We start from the raw sequence: 20008 nt of genomic DNA, 5'->3' as shown, positions 1-20008 counted from the left end.
TGCGCGATCACCTGCAGGAGCGCGCTTCGGATCCGGTTCGAGCCCGCCGACCCGACCACGAGCTCCGCGATCCCGTCCCGCCGCACCACGGTCGGGGCCGTCATCGAGGGCAGCCGGTTCCCGACCGCATGGGTGAACGGGCCGCGCGGGGAGAGGTCCTCTTCGCCGAGCATGTTGTTGAGGTGGATCCCGGTGCCGGGCACGCTCACGCCCGAGCACGCGCCGTTGGAGGTGGTCACCGAGCATGCCCACCCGTCGGCGTCGAGGACGGAGACGTGGGTGGTCGAGCCGAGCCGGTCGGCGCGGCGCATCGCCGCGACACCGGGATGGGCCGGGTCTGGCACCGCGAGGCCCCGGGCGTCGTCTGCCGCCGCCATCGCCGCGAGGAACGCGAGCGCGTCGGGCGGTCCGGGCCGGGCATCGAGTGTGGCGAGCGCACGCCCGAGCAGCGCCCCGCCCGCGCTGGGCGGCGGGTTCATGAACACCTCGCGGCCGCGGTACGCCACCCGCAGCGGCTCCCGGCGCACCACCGCGTACGCGGCGAGGTCGTCGCCGGTCAGCATGCCGCCGCGGTCCCGGACCCAGCCGGACGCGGCCCGGCCGATGTCACCGGTGTAGAACGGCGCCGACCCCTCCGAGCCCAGCCGGTCCAGCGCGTCGGCGAGCTCGGGATCGCGGAGCAGGTCGCCCTCGCCGGGCGGCCGACCATCCAGGAAGTACCGGGCCGCGCACTCCGGCGTCGACCCGACGATGCCCGCGAGCAGCGCGAACAGGTAGGCCTGCATCGCGTTCACCCGCACGCCGCGGCGGGCCAGCGCGACGGCGGGTGCGGTGAGCTCCGCGAGCGGCGCTCGCCCGAACTGCTCGACGGCCGCCACCAGGCCCGCGGGCACGCCGTACGTGCCGCACGAGGACGGGCCTACGTGGAAGAGCTGGGTGGCGTCGCCGAAGGAGAGCAGCACCGGCAGCAGCGGCACGCGGCTGGCCACGTCGGCACCGCGCCCGGGCGCCTCGACGAAGAAGTCCAGCAGGATCGGCGGCCCGTTGGGCGGAGCCACGAGCATGTACCCGCCCGCGCCCAGGCCGGTGAGCAGCGGCTCGGCCACGAACGACGTCAGCACCGCGGCCACCGCGGCGTCCACCGCGTTGCCGCCCTCACGCAGCATCGCGGCTCCCGCGGCGGCGGTGGCCGGATGCCCGGCCGCCACCACTCCCCTCCCCGCCATGGAGGCCCCCTCCGTCCTCGCGCAACATAGCGCCCGCGCACGCCGTGGTCAGCCCATGTCCGGGCATCGCCCGGCCCGTCCGATCACGACGGGATCTCGAACTCGGTCGACACACGGATCGGCGACCGGCACGCGCGAGTGGCCGACCGTCGTCATCAGGCTGTCGAGCGATCCGCTCGGGTGCGATGTCGAGCTCGACCGGGCCTGACCTGGCCGTTGTGGCAGCATGACGGGCATGGACGTCGCCGACCTCGCGGCTTTCCTGGCGAGGCACCCGCCCTTCGACTCAGTCGGCGCGGCCGCCCTGGAGCCAATCGCGCAGGGCTCGAGGGTGGACCGGTTCGCCGACGGCGACCTCATCCTGGACGCGTTCCGGAACCCGAGCGTCGAGGTGTTCGTCGTGCTCGAGGGACACGTGCACCTGTGGAACGACGCCGACACCCCCGCAGACGGGCCCGACGAGGTCGTCCCGCCGGGCGGTGTCTTCGGGTTCTCCGCGATGCTGACCGAGCGCTCGATCGGCCCCCGCGCCGTCGCCGCCGGCGCGGTCGTCGTGGCGCGCATCCCGGCCGCACTGGCGGCGCCCGTCTTCACCTCGCGTCGCGGGGCGCGGTTCCTGACCGAGATCCTGTCCCCGGCCCGCCGCCAGGTGCCCGCCGCCCCGGACTACAGCCTGGTCGACGACCTGATCGTCCGGCCTCTGCTGGTCGTCGAGCCGACCACCCCGGTCGTGGAGGTGGCCCGGCGGATGACCGCCGAGGGCGTGCCCTGTGCCGTGGTCCGGCTCGAGGCCGGGCAGTTCGGGCTGATCACCGATTCGGTGCTGCGCACCCGCGTGCTGGTCGAGGGCCGGCCGCCGAGCTCTCCCGCGCACTCGATGATGGAGACGTCGGTGCCCACCGCCGTGCTGGGCGACTCCGCCGCCGAGGCGCTGCTGCTCCTGCTCGACCGGGGCGCCGAGTTCCTGGTGGTCACCGATCGGGCCGGGCAGCTGCGCGGGGTCGTCGCCCCCCGCGACTTCGCCGTCTCCCCCACCATCGCCGGGGTCTCGCTGCACGAACAGCTGCGCCGGGCCACCTCCGTCGAGGACCTGGCCTGCCACGCCGCCGGAATACCGGCCATGCTGGACGACCTGCTGTCCCGCGGCCTGGCCTCCGGCCGGGTGATCGCGGTGAACTCCTCAGTGGTCGACACGCTGGTCCGGCGGGCGATCGGGTTCGTCTTCGCCCGGCACCCGGAGCTGTCGGTGGACGCCTTCACCTGGCTGTCGCTGGGCAGCAACGGACGGCGGGAGGCGGTGCTCAGTTCGGACGTCGACTCGGCGGTGGCGTTCGACGGGCCCGTCCCGGACGCCGAGATCGCTCGCTTTCGGGCGGCGTTCGGCGAGGTCTACGAGGTGCTGGCGCGAGCCCGGCTCAGCGGTGACGAGCACGGCGCGACCGCCCGGCACGCCCTGTTCGCCCGGACCAACGACGACTGGCGCGCAGCCGGCCGGCAGTGGCTGGCCGCGCCGGCTGAGCACAACGGGGCGATGATGACCTCGCTGCTGGTGGACGGGCGCCCCATCCACGGCGACCCGGGGCTGCCGGCGGTGACCAAGGTCTTCGGCGACCTGCGCCGGCATCCGGGCACCATGCGGCTGCTACTGGAGGAGTCGCTGTCCAAGCGCGCGAAGCTGCGATCGATGCGGCACATCCTGACCCGCCAGCCCGACACCTTCGACATCAAGACGCACGCGCTGCTGCCCATCGTCAACATCGCCCGCTGGGCCGCATTGAGCGTCGGCTCCGCCGCGCTGCCCACCACCGAGCGGCTGCGGGCGGCCTCCGGATCGGCCATGCTGCCGGACGAGCAGGCCGGCACGCTGATCGAGGTGTTCGAGGTGCTGCAACGGCTGCGGCTGCGTTACCAGCTGATGCAGTACCGGGCCGGCGACCGGCCGTCCGACCTGATCACCACCAGCCGGATGTCCTCGATCGACCGAAGCGTGATCGCCCAGGCGGTCCGGGAGATCTCCTCGGTCCAGCGACGGATGGACAACGTCTCGCACTTCGTCCCCGCCGAGGAGTGGGCCTCACCGGAGCCGGCCCGCCGGTGACCCCCGACCGACCGGACACGGTCCGGGCCGAGCGCCCGGCGCACCGCGTTGCTGTCGTCGGCGACGTCGCGGGTCACCTCGACGAGCTGCGCACCGAGCTCCGACGGCTCGGCGCCGACGGCGGAACCGGCCGGCTGCCCGACGACCTGACCATCATCCAGGTCGGTGACCTGGTTCACCGCGGCCCCGCCTCCGACGCGGTGGTCGCGCTGGTGGACGGCTACCTGACCCATCAGCCGACGCAGTGGGTCCAACTCGTCGGCAACCACGAGGCCCAGTACCTACGCGATCCGGTGTTCGACTGGCCGGAGCGGATCAGCGACCGGTCGAGGGACACCCTGCGCCGCTGGTGGGCCGGCGGACAGATGCGGGTGGCCACCTGCGTGGGCGCCGACGCCGAGAGCTTCCTGATCACACACGCGGGCGTCACGGCGGGCTTCTGGCGCGGCACGCTCGGCGCGCCGAGCAGTGCCGAGCAGGCGGCGACGACGATCAACTCCCTGATCGGCACGGACGACGGCGCGCTGTTCCGCGCCGGCACGATGCTGCACGGACGCCGGCGCGCCCGCAGCGCCGGCCCGGTGTGGGCCGCGACCGCCGCCGAGCTGCTCCCCGGCTGGCTGGCCACGACGCTGCCGTTCAGCCAGATCCACGGGCACGACTCGATCTTCGACTGGCAGCGGCGACGCTTCCGGTCCGCCGACGACTCCGCCGATGACCTGGCCCGGCTGACCGTCCTCGACGAGGAGGCCAAGCACGAGTCCACCGTCCTGGCCGGTGGTCGGATCATCGGCATCGACCCAGGCCACGGGGGCCGGCCACACACCCCGTGGCGTGCATGGGAGATCCGGCCTCGACGCGCTCAAGCGGTGCCCGGGGTCGGCGGGTCGGGGATCTGATAGCCCGAGGGCGCCACGGTGATGCCCAGGGCCCTGCGCCACGAGCCGTCGGCGACGTATTGCTTCAGCGCCGCGTTCACCTGGTCGCGCAGCGCGGTGTTGCCCTTTCTGACGCCGACCCCGTAGCTCTCGTCGGAGAAGCCCTTGCCGACCACCTTCAGCGCGCCTCGGTACTGCGGTTCGGCCGCGTAACCGGCCAGGATGACGTCGTCGGTGGTCACCGCGTCGACCTGGCTGTCGGCCAGCGCCTGGACGCAGTCGGAGAACGTGGGTAACTCCTTCAGCCGGATCCGACCCTGGTAGCGCTGCAGCACGTTGGCCGCCGAGGTGGTGCCGGGCACAGAGCACAGGTCCTTGCCGTTCAGCGTCTCCGGCCCGGTGATCTCGGTCTCGTTGCGGCGCACCAGCAGGTCCTGGTGGGCCAGGAAGTACGGCCCGGCGAAGTCGACCACCTGCTTACGGGCGTCGGTGATCGAGTAGGTGGAGAGGATCAGGTCCGCCTGGCCGCTGGTCAGCAGCTGCTCCCGATCGGCGCCGTTGGCTTCCTTCCACGTGATGTTCGCCTCCGGCACGCCGAGCGCCTTGGCCACGTACGTCGCGGTCTCCACGTCGAAGCCGCGGTAGCTGGTGCCGTCCTTCAGCCCGATGCCGGGCTCGTCGAACGGGATCCCGATGGTGAGCCGCCCGTTGGGGGCCGCCCCGGGCACCGGCGTCGGCGAGGGGTTCGGCCCCTCGCCGTCGGGGCCACCACATGCGGCCAGGGCCGCGACGGCGAGCCCCGCCAGCGCCGCCGCGGCCAGCCGTCGCACCGTGTTCGCCATCTCAGCTCCCTTCGCCGGACGGCTTGGCCGGGTCGAGGTCGTCCGGGTCGACGCCCGGACCGTACGTCGGCCCGTCGTTCGACCAGACCGCCTTGAGCCGCCCGTCGGTGTTGGCGACGACCGCGGGCTTCACCAGCTTCCAGCCGAGCGCGAGCAGCACGGCGAGGATCGGGATCCCGAACACGACCACCAGGAAGGTGATCTTGTGGCTGAAGTACGGGCTGCTCTGCCAGCCCGATACGGCCAGGCCCACGATGACGAGACCGAGGAAGACCAGCCCGATGATGCTGGTGTACGGGTGACCCGGCATCTGGAACGGGCTGGCCTGCAGCACTCCCCGGTTCACCAGCGACCGCAGCCGCAGTTGGCAGAGGAAGATCGTGGCCCAGGTGAAGATGACGCCGATCGCCGCGGCCTCCAGGGCGATCTCGAACGCGTCCGGGGCAAGCGCGTTGAGCACGGCGCCGAAGACGTACACCACCGACGTCATGACGATGCCGGCCCACGGTACGCCCGAGGCGCTCATCTTCAGGGTGAACGCCGGGGCCTGCTTGGACATGCCCAGGCTGCGCAGCACCCGCCCGGTGGAGTAGAGGCCGGAGTTCAGGCTGGACAGCGCGGCCACGATGAGCACGGCCTGGATCACCGCGCTTATCCAGGACAGGCCCATCCGGTCGAAGATCGTGACGAAGGGGCTGGTCCCCGACTTGAACTCGGTGGTGGGCAGCATGGAGACCAGCAGCAGGATCGAGCCGCAGTAGAAGATCGCGATCCGGTAGATGACGGCGTTGACGGCCTTGGGCACCTCACGGGTCGAGTCGGCCATCTCGCCGGCCGCCACGCCGACCATCTCGATGGCCGCGTAGGCGAACACCACTCCGGACATCACCAGGATCGGGCCGTACCAGTTGTAGTCACCGCTCGCGGGCCAGAAGCCACCCGGGTTGCTCCACAGGTTGTGAAACCCGGCCTGGTGGTTGCCGACGTTGAACCCACCGATCACCACGACCAGCCCGACCGCGAGGAACACCACGATCGCGCCTACCTTCGCGATCGCCGCCCAGAACTCGAACTCGCCGAACGCCCGGGCGGACAACAGGTTGATCACCAGCACCACGGCCAGCGCGATGAGCACGGTCGCCCAGGTGGGCATCAGCGGGAACCAGTACTGGACGTACAGCCCCACCGCGGACAGCTCGGCGATCCCGGTCAGCGCCCAGTTCAGCCAATACATCCACCCGGTGACGAAGGCCCACCGCTCGCCGTAGAACTCCCGCATGTAGGACACGAAGGCGCCCGACGTCGGCCGGTGGAGCACCAGTTCGCCGAGCGCGCGCATCAGGAAGAACGCGATGACCCCGACGAAGGCGTAGCTGAACAGCAGCGCCGGGCCTGTGCTGTGCAGTCGGGAGGCCGAACCCAGAAACAGCCCCGTCCCGATCGCGCCCCCGATGGCGATCATCTGGACGTGCCGGCGTCCGAGGGTCTGCTTGTAGCCGACCTGCTCGGCGTTCAAGGAGTGATGGTGTTCCCGGGCCCCGGTCACGACATCGTCCTGGGCCACGGCGTCGTCCTGGGTCATGGCATCGTCCTCACCGGGTCGGCCGGGCCACGCATAGGCAGTACTCGTGACGCATGGCCGACCAGGTGGCGACCGGATATCCGCGGACAGGTCACCATGCGAGTGGAGCAACCTTAGAGTTGGGCGCGACCGCGTGCAATCATCGATCAGCGGCCGGTGCGGCGGGCGAACCCGAGCCTTGCCGCAACAGCCCGCGCACGGGGTGCCGCGGTGACTTCGCTGAGGCGCATCGACGACCCTGGCGACGTCCGGGCCGAGAATCGCCGGCAGTTCCGGCATCCCAGCAGGCGCCTGACCGGATGGCCCGGCCGCACCGCACACGACGCGGGCGCCGTCACTCCGCCGGCTCGGCCTCCTCCGCGTGGCCCGTCAGCTCCCGGCCGGCTGCCTCGATGGCGTCGACGATGCCCTGGTAGCCGGTGCACCGGCAGATGTTGCCCGACATCTCCTCGCGGATCGTCTCGCGGTCCGCGTCCGGGGTGGTGTCCAGTAGGTGCAGGGCGCTCATGAGCATTCCGGGGGTGCAGAACCCGCACTGCAGGCCGTGGTGGGCGACGAAGGCCTCCTGCAGCGGGTGCAGTTCGCCGTCGGTGCCCTGCAGACCCTCGACCGTGGTGACCGACGAGCCGTCGGCCTGCACGGCGAACATCAGGCAGGCTCGGGCGGGTTCGCCGTCGACGATCACGGTGCAGGCACCACAGACGCCGTGCTCGCAACCGAGGTGGGTTCCGGTGAGTCCGCAGTCCTCGCGCAGGGCGTCGGCAAGGGTGCGGCGGGGCTCGACGGCGAGCCGGACCCGCTCGCCGTTGACGCTGAAGGTCACGTCCGTCTCGATCATTGGGTCACTCCTGTCCGATGCCGGCCTGCGCGAGGGCGCGGCGGACCATCTCGCCGGCGATCGCGCGGCGGAAGGGCGCGGAACCGTGCAGGTCCGCGGTGGGGTCGATCTCGTCCGCGGCCGCCCTCGCCGCCTCGCGAGCGGTGCCGCCGTCGGCGAGGACCTGCTCGGCGTGCGCGGCGCGCTGCGGCACGGAGGCGACCCCGCCGAGCGTGATGCGGACGGCGCCGCCGAGCTCGGTGACGACGGCGGTGACCAGCGCGAAGTCGCCGTGTCGGCGCGCGAACTCGGCGAAGCCCCAGCGAGTCGGCAGCGGGAACCGCAGTCCCGTGATCATCTCGTCCTCGTCGAGGGAGGTCACCAGGGCGCTGAGGAACAGGTCCTCGGCCGCCACGGAACGGACCCCGGAGGGCCCGGCGACCGTGGCGGTGGCGCCGGTGCCGACGGCGACGACCGGCAGCTCCGCGGACGGGTCGGCGTGCGCGACGCTGCCCCCCGCGGTGCCGCGGGCGCGGATGGCGGTGTGCCCGATCCAGCGGGCGGCCTCGGCGAGCAACGGATGGTTCGTCTGCTCGACGAGCCGGCTGTGCCGTACGAGCGCGCCGACCTCCACCGCGTCACCGGAGGGCCGGATCGCGCCCAGCCCGGGGATGCGGTTGACGTCGACGAGCACGCTCGGGCGGGCCATCCGCAGCGCCAGCACCGGGACCAGGCTCTGGCCGCCGGCGAGGATCTTGCCGTCACCGTCGGACTCGGCGAGGACCTTGACGACCTCCTCGACGCTGCTCGCGCGGACGTAGTCGAACGGGGCGCACTTCACGTGCTCACTTCCCCTCGAAGACGGGTGGGCGCTTCTCGGCGCGGGAGCGGCGGCCCTCGGCGAAGTCGTCGCTGGCCCAGCACGCCTCGAAGGCCGCGTCGAGCTCCTTCGCGGTGTCCTCGTCGAGCTCGGGTTCGAAGACCTCGTTGAGCACGCGCTTGGAGTAGGCGACGGTCAACGGGGCGAGCACGGTCATGCCCTCGGCCCAGCCGATCGCCTGGTCGAGGGACCCGGCGACGTCGGCCAGCCCGCACGCGAGCGCGGCCTCGGCGTCGATCCGGTCGCAGGCGAGCAACAGCCTGCGGGCCACGCCGTTGCCGGCCAGCAGTGCGAGTCGCCGGATGGTCCACGGGTCGACGGCGAGCCCGATGCGCGCCGTCGGGACCGCGAACCGCGCGGGAGCTGCCACGAACCGGAAGTCGGCGGCGATGGCCAGCTGGGTGCCTGCGCCGATCGCGGCCCCGTTGACGGCCGCGACGACCGGCACGGGCGCGTCGGTGACGGCGTGCAACATCCCGTACAGGGCGTCGCGGAAGTCGTCGGTGTAGACCTCGTCGAGGTCCGCGCCGGAGCAGAAGCTCGCGCCGCTGCCGGTGAGGACGATCGCGCGCGCGTCACCGGCGGCGTCGAGGGCCTCACGGATCCGGTGGCAGAGCTCGACGTTCAGGGCGTTGTGCTTCTCGGGCCGGACGAGCGTCACGACGGCGACGCGACCGTGCCACGACAGCTCGATCACTGGAGCTCCTTCCACACGCTCGCCGGGCTGATCGGGAGCGTGTCGATGTCGATGCCGAGCGCGTCGTGCAGAGCCCCGGCCAGAACGGCGTTGGGGCCCAGCGTGCCGCCCTCGCCCACGCCGCGGACGCCCAGCGGGTTGGCGGCGGGGTGGGAGACGTGCCCGATGACCATGTCGGGGATCTCGGCGCTGGTGGGCATGAGGTAGTCGAGCAGGGTGCCGGTGGAGAGATTGCCGGCCTCGTCGTAGACGAGGTGCTCGTACATCGCGCCACCGAGGCCCTGGGCGATCGATCCGGCGATCTGGCCGTCGACGATCTGCGGGTGCATCGCCCGCCCGGCGTCCTCGACGCAGACGTACTTCAGGATCCGCAGCTCACCGGTGACCCGGTCGACCTCGATCGCGGCGACTTGGGCGCCGGCGGCGAACGCGCCTCGGATCGGGTCGAAGAACCTCGTGGCGTCGAGGCCCGGTTCGATCCCCTCGGGCAGCCGGTTGGACTCGAGGTAGGCGACCCGGGCAACCTCGGCGACGGAGATCTGCGGCTTCGGCTCCCCGACGACGTAGACCTCCCCGTTCTCGATCCGCAGGTCGTCGACGGCGGCCTCGATGAGGCCGGCGGCCAGGTCCAGCACCTTGTCCTTCACCGCGAGGGCGGTGTTGTGCGCGGCGCCGCCGCCGATCACAGCCTGCCGGGAGGAGAAGGCGCCGAAGCCCCACAGCGCCTCGTCGGTGTCCCCGATGCGGACGTCCACGTCCTCGTAGGGAACGCCGATCGCGTCGGCGACGATCTGGGCCATCGTGGTCTCGAGCCCCTGGCCCTGCGAGGTGACCCCGGAGATCACGGTTACCCGGCCGTCCGGGTTCATCCGGACCGTGCAGGCGTCGTGACCGGTACGGAAGGGCATCCGCGGCCCGGCGCTCGCGGCGCGGCCGAGGCCGGTCAGCTCGTTGTAGAGCGCCACACCGATCCCGATCGGCGGCTCGTCGGTGCCGCGCCTGCGTTCCTGCTCGGCGCGCAGCACGTCGTAGCCGAGAGCGTCGAGGGCCTTGTCGAGGCACTCGGCGTAGTGCCCGGAGTCGTCGACCAGCCGCGACGGCATCTTGTACGGGATGTCCTCCGGGGTGATCACGTTGCGACGGCGGATCTCGATCGGGTCGATCCCGAGCCGGGTCGCGGCGTGGTCGAACATCGCCTCCATGGCGAAGACGCTGGCCGGGCGGGCCACCCCGCGGTACGGGCCCGACGGTGCGGTGTTGGTGGCGACCCCGCGGACCGTGCAGCGGTAGTTCTCCAGCTTGTACGGACCGGACAACAGGCCGCCGGCCATCAGCGGCTCGATGCCGGCGGTCCACGGGTAGACCGAGTAGGCGCCGACGTTGCAGGTCACGTCCGCCTCGACGGCCAGCAGGCGCCCCTCGGCGGAGAATCCGGCCTTCATCAGATAGCGGTGGTCGCGGGCGTGGGTGGCGGCGAGGAGGTGCTCGGCGCGGTCCTCGACCCACTTGAGCGGGATGCCGGGCATCTCGCGGGCCATCAGGCACAACGCGACGTCCTCGGGGTAGAGGACGGCCTTCACGCCGAACCCTCCGCCGACGTCCGGCGCGATCACCCGGACGTTGCCCTCGGGCAGGCCCATCAGCTCCGCGACCATGTTCCGGACGATGTGCGGTACCTGGGTGCCGTTCCAGAAGGTCAGCTTGCCGGCCGCGGCGTCCCAGAGCGCAACCCCTGCCCGGCACTCCATCGGGTTGCCCGCGTGCCGGTTGGTCACCAGCTCCCGCTCGACGACCAGGTCGGCCGCGGCGAAGGCGTCGGAGACCGATCCGGCGTCGAACGTCCGTTGCAGCAGGACGTTGTCCGGGGCCTCGGGGTGCACCGGCTCCGTCGGCTCGTCCCAGGCACAGACGGTGGCGGGGAGCGCCTCGTAGTCGACCTCGACGAGCTCCAGGCCGTCCTCGGCCCGGTACCGGTCCGCCGCGACGACCGCCGCGACGGGTTCCCCGGCGAAACAGGCCTTCTCGTACGCGAGGACCGGCTGGTCGGTCTCCACGTAGGACGGCAGCGCGGACTGGGCACGTAGTGCGACGTGCGCGAAGTCCTCACCGGTGAACACCCGGTACCCGGCCTCGCGCGCAGCCGCGGCGTCGACACCGGTGATCCGGGCGTGGCCGTACGGGCTGCGCAGGAACGCGACGTGTCGCATCCGGGGCAGCTCGACGTCGGTGACGTAGTGCCCGTGTCCGGTGACCAGCCGCTGGTCCTCCTTGCGCCGCACGCTGCGGCCCAGGGAGCCGGTGGTCGGTGCGTCGGCAGGGCTGCCGTCGTCGCTCATGTCTCCTCCTTCCTGGAGTGTGTCGGGACGGGCTGGGTCATGGCATCGCGTAGCCGCCGTTGACCGACACGACCTGCCCCGTCGTCCACGAGGACAGCGGCGACGCGAGCAGCAGCACCATCGGCGTGATGTCGTCCGGATGCCCGACCCGGCGCAGCGGGTACTGGGCGAGGATCTTCTTCATCTGCTCGGCCTCCGGCGTCCCGGCGTGCGCGTCGAAGTTGTCCGTGCGCACCAGGGCCAGCGAGACGGCGTTGGCCCGGATCCCGAAGCGGGCCAGCTCCTTCGCCAGCGAACGGGTCAGGCCGACCGTCGTCGAGCGGGCGGTGGCGGTGACCAGCAACCCGGACTCCCCCACCCGACCCGAGTCGCCCATGAGGTTGACGATCGAACCGGCCTTGCGCTCCGCCATCCGCTTCGCCACGGCATGCGTGATCTGCAACGTGCCGGTGACGGTGACATCGACCTGCGGCGCCCAGTCCTCCGGCGTGGACTCCAGGAAGCGCTGCTTCTTGGTGACCGCCGAGTTGTTGACCAGGACGCCGATCGGGCCCAGTTCGGTCTCGGTCCGGTCGACGATGCCGGCCACCGCCTCGGCGTCGCGCAGGTCGCCGCCGACCGCGACGGCCTTGACGTCCAGCTCCGCGGCCTCCGCGGCCGCCTTCTCCGCACCCTCGGCGGAGGAGTTGTAGTGGAAGGCGACGTTGGCGCCCTCACGGGCGAAACCGAGCCCCAGGGCCCGGCCGAGGCCCTGCCCCGCTCCGGTGACCAGTACGTTCGTCCCCGACAGCTGAAGATCCATGGTGCGCTCCGTGATGTCCTAGAAGGTCTGGAAGGTGCGGTTGCCGAACGCGGTGACCACGCGGCCGAACCGCAACCCCGGAAAGTGGGCGCCGACGACGAGATCGGTGGAGTCCGCGACCTCGTCGGCGATCGCGTTCCGCACGGCGGACGCGGCGACCGGGTCGACGTCGAAGACCGCCTCCCAGTCCCGCTCGTGCAGCTCGACCACCGAGTGGACGACGTCGCCGAGCAGCAGGGCCCGCTCGTCGCCGTCGGCGACGACGTAGACGGTCGAGCCGGGGGTGTGCCCCGGGGTGTGCCGGGCGCTGAGGCCGGGCGCGAGCGCGCCGTCGGTGGTGAAGGTCTCCAGCCTGCTCGCCAACGGCGAGAGCTTCCGGACCGCGCCCGGCTCGGCGTCGGCGGACTCGACGAAGTGCGCCCAGTCGGCCGAATGCACCCGGTAGGTGGCATTCGGGAAGACGACCTCGCCCTTCTTCGTCGCCCACCCGACGTGGTCGAAGTGCAGGTGCGTGAACAGCACGTCGGTGACCTCGTCCGGCGTCACCCCCAGTCCGCGCAGGGAGTCGAGGAAACCGCCGCCGGCGTACTTCCCGTTGTCGATCGTCCCCACGCCCGCGTCGACCAGGACGGTCCGGTCACCGGTCCGGATGAGGAATCCACCGAGGTCCAGGTGCAGCACGCCGTGCTCGTCGAGCAGGTCGGCGTGGCAGGACCAGGCATCCGGGACGTCTGGGCGGGTCAGCACCTCGGCGGCCGCCTCCTTCCCGACGCCGTCGAGCACCGGGAGGATCTCGATCGCGCCGACCTTCATCGGGTCCCCTCCCCCGGCGTGAGCAGCGTGCGGACGCCACGGCCGGCCGCGAGCTCGTCGAGAGCGTGGTTGACGTCGGCCAGCTCGCCGTGACCGGTGACGAGGCCGCGCAGGTCCAGCTCGCCCGAGCGGACCCAGTCGAAGAAGCGGGGCATGTCCGCGACGGCGTCGACGGATCCGGCGACGCATCCGCGCAGGGTACGGGCGAAGTGGAACAGCTCGAGCGCGGAGAACGAGACGGTGTCGTCCTTGCCGCCGATCCCGACGACGGTGGACGCCCCTCCGCGACGGGTCAACGACCACATGTCCCGGATGGTGCGCGAGGAACCGACGCAGTCGAAGGCGAAGTCCGCGCCCCGCTTCTCGGTCAGTGCGCGGACGGCCTTCTTGGTGTCGTCGTCGGCCGCGACGAAGTGGGTGGCGCCCGCGGCCCTGGCCTGGTCGGCCTTCTCCGTGTTGCGGTCGACGGCGATGATCGTGGTCGCGCCGGCGAGGCGTGCGCCCTGCAGCACCGACAGACCGACTCCACCCAGGCCGATGACCAGCACCGACGACTCGGGGGTGACGTGCGCGGTGTGGGTGACGGCGCCGACCCCCGTGGTCACGGCGCAGCCCAGCAGGGCGGCGTCGGCGGTGTCGATGTCGTCCGGGACCGCGACGACCGCGCCGCGAGGCACGACCGTCTGCTCGGCGAACGAGCCCACGGTCAGTCCCGGATAGACCGGTTCCCCGTCGCCGGTCACGGCATACGGCTCCGACGACCGGGTGGACCCGTTCTCGCACAGATGGGGCTGGCCGTGGGTGCACGCGAAGCAGTGCCGGCACGGGGTGATCCACAGCAGGATGACCCGCTGTCCCAGGTCGAGGTCGGTGACCTCCGCCCCGGTCTCGACGACCGTTCCGCACGCCTCGTGCCCCAGGACCGCGGGCAGCGGCTGAGGAAGTTTCCCGTTCGCCAACGACAGGTCGGAGTGGCAGACGCCGGTCTGCTCGATCCGCACCCGGACGTCGCCGGGCCCGACGGCCCGCAGCCGCACGGTCTCGACCGTCATCGGCTCACCGACCGTGCGCAGCACCGCCGCGCGGACCTCGTGCGGGTACTCCGCCGCGATGTCCTGGCTCGTCTCGGTCCGAACGCTCACCGCTGCACCGCCTTGATCTCGCAGACGTCGGCGATGCCGTACTCGCCGATCTCTCTGCCCGTGCCGGACTGCTTGTAACCACCGAACGGGGCACCTGCGTTGAAGGTGCCGCCGTTGACGTCGACCTGGCCGGTCTGCATCCGCGCCGCCGCCGCAAGGGCGGCATCGCTGTCGGTGCCCCAGACCGCGCCGCCCAGTCCGTAGATGCTGTTGTTCGCGATCGCGACGGCGTCGTCGTCCGAGCCCGCCGACAGGATCGACAGCACCGGTCCGAAGACCTCCTCCTGCGCCAGCCGCGAGTCCGGGTCGACCCGCGAGACGACGGTCGGGGTCACGTAGAAGCCATGTGCGGGCAGGTCCACGGGCGAGGTCACCGTGACCGCGGCGGAGCCGCCCGCGCCCGGCTCGAGGAAGGACTCGACCTCCTTGCGCTGGTCGGCGGAGATCAGCGGCCCCAGCCGCGATCCCGGGGCGTACTTCGCCGCGGCGGCCGCGGCGAGCTCCTCGACCTGCTCGACCCGGTGCCCCGGGACGATCAGCCGCGACAACGCGGTGCAGGTCTGACCGCCGTTGAGGAAACAGTTCGCCACGGTGATCTTGACCGCCTTCGCCAGCAGCTCGTCGGTGGCGTCGGAGAGCACCACGCTCGCGGACTTGCCCCCCAGCTCCAGCGTGACCCGCTTGAGCGTCTCCGCCGCCACGCCTGCGATCGTGCGGCCCACCGGCGTCGAACCGGTGAACGACACCTGGGCGACGTCGGGGTGGCGGGTGAGCAGGTCGCCCACGACCCGTCCGCTGCCGGGGACGAGGTTGAACACTCCGGGCGGGAGCCCGGCCGCATCGAACGCCCGGGCCAGCTCGAACGCCGCCAGCGGGGTCAGCCCGGCCGGCTTGAGCACCACGGTCGTGCCGGCCGCGAGCGCCGGGACCACCTTCACCACGACCTGGTGCAGGGGCAGGTTCCACGGGGTGATCGCGGCGACCACCCCGACCGGCTCGCGGCGGATGAGCGAGTTCCCGATCTCCGAGGCGAACGGGAACCGCTCGAGTGCCGCGATCGTCGCGTCGACCACCGCGATCGGGGTGTCGACGTGCAGGGCACGCGCGAGCTTGGGCGGCGACCCCTGCTCCCGGTTGATGATGTCGGCGAACACGTCCGCCCGCTCTGCCACGATGTCGCGGACGCGGCGCAGCACCGCCGCCCGCTCGGCGACCGGTCTCCCGGCCCACTCGGGGAACGCCGCCTTGGCGGCCGCCACCGCCGCCTCGACGTCGCCGGTGGAGGCCTGGGTGATCACCCCTGTGACCTGCTCGGTCGCCGGGTTCTCGACCTCGAGGTCGGTACCACCTCCGGGGACCCAGCGGCCCCCGATGTAGAGCTCGGCCTCGCGCTGAACTGTGTCTCGGGTCGTCGCGTCGGTCATCGGTTCCCTTCCGCGTCGGAGATGGTGGGTCGGCCGGGCGTCGGCAGCAGGAGCTGGAGGACCAGCGGTGCCGAGGCGCCGCCGGGAAGGACACCGGCCATCGGCGGCGCCGGGCGGCGCCCTGATCGGCCCAGCAGCCAGCCGAGCACGAGGCCGAGGACTCCGAGGCCGATCGGCAGCGCCTGCTGCTTCAGCAGCGCAGCGACGGCGCTCCCGCCGGTGGCCATGAGATCGAGGGGCTCGACGTCGTCGAGGCCGTGGCGGGCGGCGACCGCCGCGGAGCCCGTCGGAGCAGCCGCCCCGTTGCCCGGAGAGGCCTTGGAGCGGCCCGCGGTGGCGCCGGTGCCGTCCCGGCCCATCTCCTCCTCGAGCCGCCGGGCGAACTGGCCGATCAGCTTGCCGCTGACGTCGGCGATCACCCCGCGCCCGAACTGGGCGACCCGGCCGGCGAGCTCCAGGTCGGTGATGACGTGGACCTCCGTTCCCTCGCCCTGCGGCCGTAGCTGGAGGTCGATGGTCGCCGCGGCGTTGCCCTGGCCGCGGACGTCACGGCCTTCGGCCCGCAGCACGGCGTGGTGCTTCTCGTCGTCCCTCTGGGCGAACCGGGCGATCCCCTCGTACTGGGCGGTCACCGGCCCGACCTTCACCTTGACCGCACCCTTGTAGTCGTCGCCGTCCACTCCGAGCAGGGCCGCGCCGGGCAGGCACGGCGCGACACGCTCGAGGTCGGTGATGACCGCCCACGCGCGGTCCACGGGCTGGGACACGCTGAACGTGTTGATCAGCTCCATCGCTTCTCTGCGCTCCTTACTAACTAACGCTCTTTAGTGACCGTAGGGCACACCGCGTCCTCGCGGCCAGCCGACGTGCGCCCCGTCACCCGGCGGGGGACGGCACCTCCGGAAGCGACCCGTGATCGGCGTGCGAGATGCCACCGGTCGCCTCCTCCTCGAGTCGGAAGCGCAGGATCTTCCCTGACCCGGTGCGCGGGATCTGCTCGCACTCGATCAGCCGCTCGGGAAGCTTGAACGACGAGAGCCGTTGCCGGGCAACGGCCAGGACCGCTTCGGCGTCCAGCCGGCCGGGCACGCGTGGCACCACGAAGGCGACCGGCACCTCACCGAGGTGCCCGTGCGGCACCCCGACCACCGCCACGTCGCGGACTTCGTCCGAGGCGCTCAACGCATCCTCCACCTCGGCCGGGTAGATGTTCTCCCCGCCGCGGATGATCAGCTCCTTGGTGCGCCCACTGATCCGCAGGTAGCCGTTCTCGTCGCGACGGGCCAGGTCGCCCGTGCGGTACCAGCCGTCGACCAACACCGCAGCCGTCGCCTCCGGCAGGTTGTGGTAGCCGGGGGTGACGTTCGGCCCCTGGACCCACAGCTCGCCTTCGTCACCCGGCACGACGTCGCGGCCGGTCCCCGGGTCGACCAGCCGCACCGTCAACCCGGGTAGCGGCAGACCACAGGAGCCCATGACCCGCGCCCCCGTCGGCCAGTTCATCGTCACCATCGTCGAGGTTTCGGTGATGCCGTAGCCGTCGAGCAACGGGATCCCGAAGGCGGCCTCGAAACCCTCGTTCACCGCCGCCGGCAGGATGGCCCCCGCCGACACGCACATCCGCAGCGCCGGCGCCTTCAACCCCTCGTCTCCGACCCGGTCGAGCAGATAATGGAACATCGTCGGGACACCCGGGAACACCGTGACGTCACCTTCCGGGCCGCCGACGAACCGGCTCGCGGTGTCGGTCACCGAGAACCGTGGCAGGATCCGCTCGCTCGCGCCGACCGCGAACACCCCCAGCACGCACAGGACCAGGGCGTAGGAGTGGAACAGGGGCAGGGCGGTGAGAACCACGTCGTCCGGGCCGAGACCCGCGATCGGCGCCCAACAGGCCGCCACCACCCAGAAGCAGCCGCGCTGGGTGAGGTAGACGCCCTTGGGCCGGCCCGTGGTCCCCGAGGTGTAGAGCATCCAGGCCGTGTCGTCGAGCCCGAGGCAGTCGCGCGGCTCCTCGGCTGCGACGGCGCTCAGCAGATCCTCGTATCGCACTTCTTCCACCGGTCCGGGCGCGCCGTCGATCTCCCCCACCACCACCACTGCGAGGACGCCGTGTTCCGCGGCGAGCTCGCGGGCGAACGCGACATGTGCGGTATCGGTGATGACGACCCGTGATCCGCTGTCGGTGAGGATGTGCTCCACCTCGGCAGTCGCGGCCTGCGGGTTCGCACACACCGCCACCCCGCCCGTGCGGGGCACCGCGAGGTAGGACTCGGCGACCTCGACGCAGTTGTCCATGTACAGGAGCACGCGGTCGCCGGGCTCGATCCCCATCCGCTGCAGGTGTCCTGCCAGCCGGGCCGTCGTGGCGGCGAGATCGCCGTAGGTCACCGCGCGGCGATCGTCGATGTAGGCGATCCGGTCCGGCCGCACTCGGGCGTGCCCCGCCAGGATCTCGGGCACGGTACTGACGTACTCCGTGCGCAGCACAGTTCCTCCTCGGGTCGTTGGGACAGAGATCGGACCGGGCCCACTACGAGTGCCCGGTCCGATGACTAGTGGGCAGCAGGCGTCGGCTCGGAACCGAGCCCGGTCTGCGAGCGGACCTGGAGCTCGTCGAACGAACGCTCGGCACCCCGCTCCGTGGACAGCACCGTGCCGAGCCAGCAGGCCAGGAAGCCGACCGGGATCGCCACGAGGGTCGGGTACTCGACCGGGTAGGGCGCGGACTCGGCGCCACCCGGCCACACGGACGGGCTCAGCACGATGCACACGACGGAGGTCACGAGACCGGCGACGATGCCGGCGATCGCCCCGGTGGTGGTGAAGCGGCGCCAGGTCAGGGCCAGCAGCAACGCCGGGAAGTTCGCCCCGGCCGCCACCGAGAGGGCGAGACCGACCAGGAACGCGACGTTGAAGTTCGGCCCCATCAGCAGCGTGATCACGATCGCCACGACCCCGATACCCGCCGCGGCCAGCCTGGCCACCGCCGTCTCGTCGCCGCTCTCCCGACCGCGCCGGACGACATTGGCCCACAGGTCGTGCGCCACCGCACCCGATGCCGAGAGCACCAGCCCCGCGACCACCGCGAGGATCGTCGCGAAAGCAACCGCTGAGACGATTGCGACGAACAGGTCACCCCCGAAGGTCCCGGGCCCGCCACCCAGGAACTCCGCCAGGAGCGGCGCCGCCAGGTTCCCGCTCTTCCCCACTTCCTGGGCGGCCTCGGGCGGAAGCACAGCGCGAGCCCCGAAGCCGATCACCGCGGTCATCACGAAGAACGCGCCGATCAGGCCGGTCGCCCAGCCCGCCGAGCTGCGGGCCTGCTTCGCATCCGGGACGGTGAAGAACCGGATGAGGATGTGCGGCAGCGCCGCCGTCCCGATCGCGAAGGCCAGGGCGACGGAGACGGTGTCGAGGAAGGAGCGTCCCGACCCGCCAGGGGCGAGGTAGGCGTCGCCGGCAGGACTGTTCGCGGCGGCGGTCGTGAACAACACGCCGAGGTCGAACCCCGTGCGCGCGAGCACGCCGACGCACAGGGCCGCGCCGACGACCAGCAACAGGCAGGCCTTGATGATCTGCACCCAGGTCGTGGCGAGCATGCCGCCGAACACCACGTAGGCCAGCATCGCCAACCCGGTCAGCACGACGGCCGGGGCGAACGAGAGACCGGTCAGCGCGCGGATCAACACCCCGGCCCCGACCAGCTGCGCCACCAGGTACATCACCGCCACCAGCACCGTCGACGTTGCCGTGGCGGCCCGGACCGGTCGCTCCCGCAATCGGAAGGACAGCACGTCGGCGACGGTGAAGCGGCCTGCGTTACGCATCCGCTCGGCGAACAGCAGCAGGATCAACACGAACGCGACGAGGGTGACCGCCGGCATGATCCAGCCGTCGAACCCGGACAGGTACATCAGGCCCGTGAAGCCGAGGAATGTGGCCGCGGACATCAGGTCGCCGGCGATGGCCAGGCCGTTCTGCGGGCCGGAGATGCTGCGCCCCGCGGCGAAGAACTCGGTCGCCGACCTCGTCCGGCGCGACGCCCAGACCGTCACCCCCAGCGTGACTGCGACCAGCAGCGCGAAGGCGATCAGCCGGGTGGCGTTCACCGCGTCACCTCGGGCGCGTCGGTGCCGGATCCCACCGCGGCGATCGCGCGGACCTGCTCCTCGAGGCCGCTGAACCGCTGGTTCGACAGACGTAGGTAGCGCCAGGTGAGGAACCATGCGAGCCCGAACTGGCTCAGGCCGAGCAGGAACCCGACGGTCATCCCCGCGACGACGACCGTTCCGGCGAGAGCCGGTGCGGCACCGACGACGGCGAGAAACACCGCGAACCAGCCGAGCAGCGCGATCACCGCCGTCCGCACGAACCGGCCACGCCCGCCGGCCAGGTCCTGGAACGCATCGGACCGTCGCAACGCGGTCCAGTCGACTTCTTGCGGTCTCGCCATCGAGGCCCTCCGAAG

Annotated in this window: 17 protein-coding genes; 2 read left to right on the top strand and 15 right to left on the bottom strand. The window is 71.9% G+C overall.

The window, feature by feature from the left end; genetic code table 11:
- Positions 1 to 1226: gamma-glutamyltransferase (locus JWP64_RS16805; RefSeq protein WP_297497800.1), on the bottom strand; the 1226-nt coding region annotated here is incomplete at its 3' end.
- 235 nt (positions 1227 to 1461) lie between these two features.
- Between JWP64_RS16805 and JWP64_RS16800 the strand changes: the two genes are divergently transcribed.
- Together JWP64_RS16800 and JWP64_RS16795 are read left to right on the top strand one after the other, a co-directional pair.
- On the top strand, positions 1462 to 3324 hold the full coding sequence (locus JWP64_RS16800; RefSeq protein WP_297497798.1) for a putative nucleotidyltransferase substrate binding domain-containing protein: 1863 nt from the start codon (positions 1462 to 1464) through the stop codon (positions 3322 to 3324).
- Entirely contained in the window at positions 3321 to 4223 is a 903-nt protein-coding gene (locus tag JWP64_RS16795) for a metallophosphoesterase (protein ID WP_297497796.1), read from the top strand. Before JWP64_RS16800 ends, JWP64_RS16795 begins: the two co-directional genes overlap by 4 nt.
- Here JWP64_RS16795 and JWP64_RS16790 read toward each other — a convergent pair.
- From JWP64_RS16790 to JWP64_RS16725, 14 genes are all read right to left on the bottom strand, one after another.
- On the bottom strand, positions 4187 to 5044 hold the full coding sequence (locus tag JWP64_RS16790) for a glutamate ABC transporter substrate-binding protein (RefSeq protein WP_297497794.1): 858 nt from the start codon (positions 5042 to 5044) through the stop codon (positions 4187 to 4189). The genes JWP64_RS16795 and JWP64_RS16790 overlap by 37 nt on opposite strands.
- A gap of 1 nt (position 5045) precedes the next feature.
- Complete coding sequence (locus tag JWP64_RS16785) at positions 5046 to 6626, bottom strand: amino acid permease (RefSeq protein ID WP_297497792.1); 1581 nt, start codon at positions 6624 to 6626, stop codon at positions 5046 to 5048.
- A gap of 334 nt (positions 6627 to 6960) precedes the next feature.
- On the bottom strand, positions 6961 to 7464 hold the full coding sequence (locus JWP64_RS16780) for a (2Fe-2S)-binding protein (protein ID WP_297497790.1): 504 nt from the start codon (positions 7462 to 7464) through the stop codon (positions 6961 to 6963).
- 4 nt (positions 7465 to 7468) lie between these two features.
- Positions 7469 to 8284: an FAD binding domain-containing protein gene (locus JWP64_RS16775; protein WP_297497780.1), complete on the bottom strand. Its 816-nt coding sequence runs from the start codon at positions 8282 to 8284 to the stop codon at positions 7469 to 7471.
- Positions 8285 to 8288: 4 nt separating this feature from the next.
- On the bottom strand, positions 8289 to 9020 hold the full coding sequence (locus JWP64_RS16770) for an enoyl-CoA hydratase (RefSeq protein WP_297497778.1): 732 nt from the start codon (positions 9018 to 9020) through the stop codon (positions 8289 to 8291).
- Positions 9017 to 11356, bottom strand: a complete 2340-nt coding sequence (locus JWP64_RS16765; RefSeq protein ID WP_297497774.1) for a xanthine dehydrogenase family protein molybdopterin-binding subunit — start codon at positions 11354 to 11356, stop codon at positions 9017 to 9019. The genes JWP64_RS16770 and JWP64_RS16765 overlap by 4 nt, the downstream gene beginning before the upstream one ends.
- A gap of 37 nt (positions 11357 to 11393) precedes the next feature.
- The gene (locus JWP64_RS16760) at positions 11394 to 12158 is read right to left on the bottom strand and encodes an SDR family oxidoreductase (RefSeq protein ID WP_297497770.1); all 765 of its coding nucleotides are present in this window, start codon (positions 12156 to 12158) and stop codon (positions 11394 to 11396) included.
- Between the two features lie 18 nt (positions 12159 to 12176).
- Positions 12177 to 12971 (bottom strand): MBL fold metallo-hydrolase, encoded by a 795-nt coding sequence (locus JWP64_RS16755; RefSeq protein WP_297497767.1) that lies wholly within the window; start codon positions 12969 to 12971, stop codon positions 12177 to 12179.
- A complete protein-coding gene (locus tag JWP64_RS16750) occupies positions 12968 to 14113 on the bottom strand; it encodes a Zn-dependent alcohol dehydrogenase (protein ID WP_297497764.1) in 1146 nt (381 codons plus the stop codon). The genes JWP64_RS16755 and JWP64_RS16750 overlap by 4 nt, the downstream gene beginning before the upstream one ends.
- The gene (locus tag JWP64_RS16745; RefSeq protein ID WP_297497761.1) at positions 14110 to 15537 is read right to left on the bottom strand and encodes an aldehyde dehydrogenase family protein; all 1428 of its coding nucleotides are present in this window, start codon (positions 15535 to 15537) and stop codon (positions 14110 to 14112) included. Before JWP64_RS16745 ends, JWP64_RS16750 begins: the two co-directional genes overlap by 4 nt.
- The gene (locus JWP64_RS16740) at positions 15534 to 16328 is read right to left on the bottom strand and encodes an SRPBCC family protein (protein ID WP_297497758.1); all 795 of its coding nucleotides are present in this window, start codon (positions 16326 to 16328) and stop codon (positions 15534 to 15536) included. Before JWP64_RS16740 ends, JWP64_RS16745 begins: the two co-directional genes overlap by 4 nt.
- Before the next feature lie 85 nt (positions 16329 to 16413).
- Entirely contained in the window at positions 16414 to 18027 is a 1614-nt protein-coding gene (locus tag JWP64_RS16735; RefSeq protein ID WP_297497755.1) for a class I adenylate-forming enzyme family protein, read from the bottom strand.
- 65 nt (positions 18028 to 18092) lie between these two features.
- Positions 18093 to 19649, bottom strand: a complete 1557-nt coding sequence (locus JWP64_RS16730) for a cation acetate symporter (RefSeq protein WP_297497752.1) — start codon at positions 19647 to 19649, stop codon at positions 18093 to 18095.
- On the bottom strand, positions 19646 to 19993 hold the full coding sequence (locus tag JWP64_RS16725; RefSeq protein WP_297497749.1) for a DUF485 domain-containing protein: 348 nt from the start codon (positions 19991 to 19993) through the stop codon (positions 19646 to 19648). The genes JWP64_RS16730 and JWP64_RS16725 overlap by 4 nt, the downstream gene beginning before the upstream one ends.
- Between the last annotated feature and the right edge of the window lie 15 nt (positions 19994 to 20008).

This window comes from Pseudonocardia sp. (assembly GCF_025465255.1).
In the GTDB taxonomy this organism is placed as follows: domain Bacteria; phylum Actinomycetota; class Actinomycetes; order Mycobacteriales; family Pseudonocardiaceae; genus Pseudonocardia.
The sequence above is the reverse complement of the archived record's forward strand: the minus strand, read 5'-3'. Positions and strand labels throughout refer to the sequence as shown.